This is a genomic window from Streptomyces prasinopilosus (assembly GCF_001419695.1).
Taxonomy (GTDB): Bacteria; Actinomycetota; Actinomycetes; order Streptomycetales; family Streptomycetaceae; genus Streptomyces; species Streptomyces prasinopilosus.
Genome location: NZ_LIRG01000981.1, coordinates 1 through 4735 on the forward strand (window position 1 = coordinate 1; position 4735 = coordinate 4735).

A 4735-nucleotide genomic window follows, 5' to 3' on the forward strand; every position below is an offset into this window, starting at 1 on the left:
AGCAGTTCCTCCACGCCGGGCTGCAGCCGATCCCCGGCGTGGAGGAACTGCTGGGCGGCTGGATGGACGGCGACGGTCTCTTCCCGGAGGCCGCGGCCATGCTCACCGACCAGCCCGTCCGGCCCCCGGAGCGGGTGCGGCCCAGCGAGGAGGCACGCAAGCTCTACCGCGACCTCGCCCGCAAGGCCCACCCGGACCTGGCGCAGGAGGAGGCGGAACGCCGTCGCCGCGAGGGGTTCATCACCCGCGTCAACGCCGCCTACGCCCGCGGCAGCGAGGCCGAGCTGCGGGAACTCACCGCGGAATGGGCGGCGGGCCCGGAGCCGGCGGGCCGGGCCCCGAGCGCCGTCGAGGAGCTCTACGCCCGGCTCGAATGGCTCGCCCAGCGCAAGGAACTGCTCACGCTGGTCGCGAAGGAACTCGAGGAGGGCGCCATCGGCTCGATGCTCCGGCTGGCCCCGGACGACCCGGACCGTCTCCTGGAGGAGATCGCCGAGCAGCTGCGCGCCGAGGTGGCCGGGCGCGAGGCGGAGCTGGCGGCCCTGGAGACCCCTGAGGGCTGAGGTCCGGCCCGGCGGGCGTGGGCCCCGGGCCGGGGCTTCCGGTAGCGTCGGGGGCATGAGTTTTGCGACTGGGGTGCCCACGGTCGGGGTCTCGGACCTCAAGGACGGCGACTTCCTGCTGGACGTCCGCGAAAGCGACGAGTGGGCGTCCGGTCATGCCGAAGGGGCACTGCACATCCCGATCAGTGAGTTCGTCGCCCGCTACGGCGAGCTGACCGAGGCGGCTCCGCAGGACGGCCGGGTGCACGTGATCTGCCGTTCCGGCGGGCGTTCGGCCCAGGTCACGATGTACCTGGTCCAGCAGGGCGTCGACGCCGTGAACGTGGACGGCGGCATGCAGGTGTGGGAGGCCGCGGGACGCCCCGTCGTCACCGACGACGGCCGGCCCGGGCACGTCCTGTAGGACCGGATCGGGACGGACGGCCCGCGCGGTCCCCGGTCCGGGGGCCACGTGGCGGATGCCGCGGACAGGGCGCCGGGGACCGGCCCGGCCCCCGCCTCCCGGCGTGGTGCCGGGGCGGAGCGGGGCCGGGGGTGGCGGGGAACGGTCCGCACGGCGTGATCGCACCGCCGGAACGGTGGCAGGGCGGTGGTGCGGCCGTCACCGGTCGAAGTCCAGCCCCACCCTCTCCGTCATCGGGTGCGACTGGCACGCCAGCACGTAGCCCGCGTCGGTCTCCTCCGGCTCCAGCGCGAAGTTGCGGTCCATCCGCACCCGGCCCGAGACGAGGAAGGCGCGGCACGTTCCGCACACCCCGCCCTTGCAGGCGTAGGGGGCGTCGGAGCGGTTGCGCAGCACCGTCTCCAGCAGGGACTCGCCGTCCTGGACGGGCCAGGTGCCGCTGCGTCCGTCGAGCAGGGCGGTGACGGTGCTGTGGGCGGGGGCCGGCGCCGTGGGCACGACCGGTGCGCCGCTGTCCACGTGGAAGATCTCCTCGTGGATGCGGGAACGCTGCACGCCGAGACCGCGCAGGGCCCGTGCGGCCCCCTCGACCAGCCCGTACGGGCCGCACAGGAACCAGCCGTCCACCCGCTCCACGGGCAGCAGGGCCGGCAGCAGGGCGGTGAGCCGCTCCTCGTCGAGCCGTCCGGACGGCAGTCCCGCCTGCTGCTCCTCCCGCGAGAGCACCGGCACCAGCTGGAACCGGTCGGGGAAGCGGTCCTTCAGGTCGGCGACCTCCTCCAGGAACATCGTCGAGGCGGCCGTGCGGTCACTGCGGATCAGGCAGAACCGGGCCCCGGGCTCGCGTTCCAGAAGGGTCGAGACGATGGAGAGCACCGGGGTGATGCCGCTCCCGCCGACGACCGCCGCGTACCGGCCGGGTGCGGGCGGGAGGGTGAAGCGGCCCGCCGGGGTCATCACCTCCAGCTCGTCCCCGACACCGATCTCCTTCAGGGCGTACGTCGAGAAGACGCCGCCCTCGACCAGCCGCACCCCCACCCGCAGTGTGCCGGGCCCCGCGCCCTCGGGGGCCGGGGAGCAGATCGAGTAGGTGCGCCGGACGTCCTCGCCGTCGGCCCTGCGCCGCAGGGCCAGGTGCTGGCCGGGAAGGTGGCGGTACTCCTCGCGCAGCTCCGGCGGGACGGCGAGGGTCAGGGCGACGGAGTCGTCGGTGAGCCGGTCGACGGCGGCCACCCGGAGCCGGTGGAAGCGCGCCATCACAACTCCTTGAAGTGGTCGAACGGTTCACGGCAGTCCAGGCAGCGGCGCAGCGCCTTGCACGCGGTGGACGAGAAACGGCTGAGCAGCTCGGTGCCGGCGGAACCGCAGTGCGGGCACCGCACGGGCTCCGGCGCGGTCTCCGGTGCGGGGCCGTCCGCTCCGTGTGCCCGCGGGCCGAGGGTGCGGGTCGGTCCGAGGTCCACCGCGACCGCGCCGGACGCCGGCCGTACGCGGGGCGGGGCGATGCCGAACTCCCGCAGCTTGCGCCGTCCCTCGTCGGTGATGTCGTCGGTCGACCAGGCGGGTGCGAGCACTCGGCGGACGGTGACCTCGCGCACCCCGTGCTCGCGCAGGACCCGCTCTATGTCGGCCGACATCGCCTCGACGGCCGGGCACCCCGTGTACGTGGGGGTCAGCTCGACCTCGACGGTGTCCGAGCCGTGCGCGCGCACCGCGCGCACCGCGCGCACCACGCCCAGCTCGCGCAGGGTCAGCACGGGCAGTTCGGGGTCGGGCACCGAACCGGCCAGTTCGAGCAGTTCCGCCTCCAGCGGGGTGGTGGCCGCCGGGGTCACCATGTCGCCCCCGGGTGGCTGCGGTGCAGGTGCTGCATCTCGGCGAGCATGCGGCCGAAGGGTTCGGTGTGCAGCCCCTGGCGTCCGGCGCCGGCCGTCCACGCGCCCGTGCGCGGGCCGTCGGGCACGGTGAGCGTGGCCCTGTGCAGCGTCCGCGTGATCCGCTCCAGCCAGGCCGCCTCCAGGGCCGGCCGGTCGACGTCGATGCCCTCGACCGGCTGGAACATCTCGCCGGTGTACCGCCACAGCGCGTCCACCGCCCGCTGCATCCGGGTGTGGCCGGTGGCGGTGCCGTCGCCGAGCCGCAGGGTCCACTGCTCGGCGTGGTCGCGGTGGTAGGCGACCTCCTTGACGGCCTTGCCGGCCAGCGGGGCCAGCGGGCCGTCGCCGGCGGCGAGTTCGGTGTACAGGAGGTACTGGTAGGCGGAGAAGTACAGCTGGCGCGCGATGGTGTGGGCGAAGTCGCCGTTCGGCTGTTCGACCAGCTGGAGGTTGCGGAAGGCGCGCTCCTCGCGGAGGAACGCCAGCTCGTCCTCGTCGCCCGCCAGCGACAGCAGGACGCGGGCCTGGCCCAGCAGGTCCAGCGCGATGTTGGCGAGGGCGAGCTCCTCCTCCAGCACGGGGGCGTGGCCGGCCCATTCGCCCAGGCGGTGGGAGAGCACGAGGGCGTCGTCGCCGAGGGCGAGTGCGGCCGCCGTGGGGACGGTCTCCTGAGCGGATGTCGTCGTCACAGGTGCCGCACCCCCTCGGGGATCTCGTAGAACGTCGGGTGCCGGTAGGGCTTGTCGGCGGCCGGTTCGAAGAACGGGTCCTTCTCGTCGGGCGAGGAAGCGGTGACCGCGGACGACGGCACGACCCAGATGGAGACGCCCTCGCCGCGGCGGGTGTACAGGTCGCGGGCGTTGCGCAGGGCCAGTTCCGCGTCCGGGGCGTGCAGGCTGCCGGCGTGGGTGTGGGACAGTCCCCGGCGCGAACGCACGAAGACCTCCCACAGGGGCCAGTCGGTGTCGGTCATGCGGGGATCGCTCCTGTCTCGCCGGTCGTGTGCTTGGCCGCGTAGGCGGCCGCCGACACCCTGACCCAGGCGCCCTCTTCGTGGGCGCGCCTGCGCCGGGTCAGCCGCTCCTCGTTGCACGGGCCGTTGCCCTTGAGGACGTCCCGGAACTCCGCCCAGTCGATCGGGCCGAAGTCGTGGTGTCCCCGCTCCTCGTTCCACCGCAGGTCCGGGTCGGGGAGGGTGAGGCCGAGCGACTCCGCCTGGGGGACGCAGATGTCGACGAAGCGCTGGCGCAGCTCGTCGTTGGAATGCCGCTTGATCTTCCAGGCCATCGACTGCGCGGAGTGCTGGGACTCGTCGTCGGGCGGGCCGAACATCATCAGCGACGGCCACCACCAGCGGTCCACCGCGTCCTGGGCCATCGCGTGCTGCTCGGGGGTGCCGCGGCTCAGGGCCAGCAGCAGTTCGTAGCCCTGGCGCTGGTGGAAGGACTCCTCCTTGCAGATGCGCACCATCGCGCGCGCGTACGGACCGTACGAGCAGCGGCACAGGGGCACCTGGTTGGTGATCGCGGCACCGTCCACCAGCCAGCCGATCGCGCCGACGTCGGCCCAGGTCAGCGTGGGGTAGTTGAAGATCGAGGAGTACTTCTGGCGGCCGGAGTGCAGTTTGTCCAGCAGCTCGTCGCGCCCCGTGCCGAGGGTTTCGGCGGCGCTGTAGAGGTACAGGCCGTGCCCGGCCTCGTCCTGGACCTTGGCCATCAGGATCGCCTTGCGGCGCAGCGAGGGCGCGCGGGTGATCCAGTTGGCCTCCGGCTGCATGCCGATGATCTCGGAGTGGGCGTGCTGCGCGATCTGCCGGACGAGTGTGGCGCGGTAGGCGTCGGGCATCCAGTCGCGCGGTTCGATCCGCTCGTCGGCGGCGACGGCCGCGTCGA

General features: G+C 73.6%; 6 protein-coding genes and 1 pseudogene. 2 read left to right on the forward strand and 5 right to left on the reverse strand.

Features of this window, described 5'->3' with window-relative positions; all coding sequences use genetic code 11:
- Both AOK18_RS29290 and AOK18_RS29295 read left to right on the forward strand, forming a co-directional pair.
- Positions 1-563: pseudogene (locus tag AOK18_RS29290) on the forward strand (hypothetical protein); the annotation flags it as partial.
- Between the two features lie 73 nt (positions 564-636).
- The gene (locus AOK18_RS29295) at positions 637-966 is read left to right on the forward strand and encodes a rhodanese-like domain-containing protein (RefSeq protein ID WP_055574613.1); all 330 of its coding nucleotides are present in this window, start codon (positions 637-639) and stop codon (positions 964-966) included.
- A gap of 198 nt (positions 967-1164) precedes the next feature.
- Here the strand turns inward: AOK18_RS29295 and AOK18_RS29300 are convergent, their stop codons facing one another.
- The 5 genes from AOK18_RS29300 to paaA form a co-directional block, all read right to left on the reverse strand.
- On the reverse strand, positions 1165-2223 hold the full coding sequence (locus AOK18_RS29300; RefSeq protein ID WP_055696270.1) for a 2Fe-2S iron-sulfur cluster-binding protein: 1059 nt from the start codon (positions 2221-2223) through the stop codon (positions 1165-1167).
- Positions 2223-2804 (reverse strand): 1,2-phenylacetyl-CoA epoxidase subunit PaaD, encoded by a 582-nt coding sequence (gene paaD, locus AOK18_RS29305; RefSeq protein WP_055696271.1) that lies wholly within the window; start codon positions 2802-2804, stop codon positions 2223-2225. The genes AOK18_RS29300 and paaD overlap by 1 nt, the downstream gene beginning before the upstream one ends.
- Positions 2798-3532 (reverse strand): 1,2-phenylacetyl-CoA epoxidase subunit PaaC, encoded by a 735-nt coding sequence (paaC, locus tag AOK18_RS29310; RefSeq protein ID WP_055696272.1) that lies wholly within the window; start codon positions 3530-3532, stop codon positions 2798-2800. Before paaC ends, paaD begins: the two co-directional genes overlap by 7 nt.
- Positions 3529-3816: a 1,2-phenylacetyl-CoA epoxidase subunit PaaB gene (gene paaB, locus AOK18_RS29315; RefSeq protein ID WP_055574617.1), complete on the reverse strand. Its 288-nt coding sequence runs from the start codon at positions 3814-3816 to the stop codon at positions 3529-3531. The genes paaC and paaB overlap by 4 nt, the downstream gene beginning before the upstream one ends.
- The coding region (paaA, locus tag AOK18_RS29320; RefSeq protein ID WP_055696273.1) for a 1,2-phenylacetyl-CoA epoxidase subunit PaaA at positions 3813-4735 on the reverse strand (923 nt) is incomplete at its 5' end. The genes paaA and paaB, both read right to left, overlap by 4 nt.

What these genes read in the sequence shown, in the direction of transcription:
- AOK18_RS29300 (WP_055696270.1), bottom strand. Translation starts at nt 2,223, where the DNA reads ATGGCGCGCTTCCACCGGCTCCGGGTGGCCGCCGTCGACCGGCTCACC.
- paaD (WP_055696271.1), bottom strand. Translation starts at nt 2,804, where the DNA reads ATGGTGACCCCGGCGGCCACCACCCCGCTGGAGGCGGAACTGCTCGAA.
- paaB (WP_055574617.1), bottom strand. Translation starts at nt 3,816, where the DNA reads ATGACCGACACCGACTGGCCCCTGTGGGAGGTCTTCGTGCGTTCGCGC.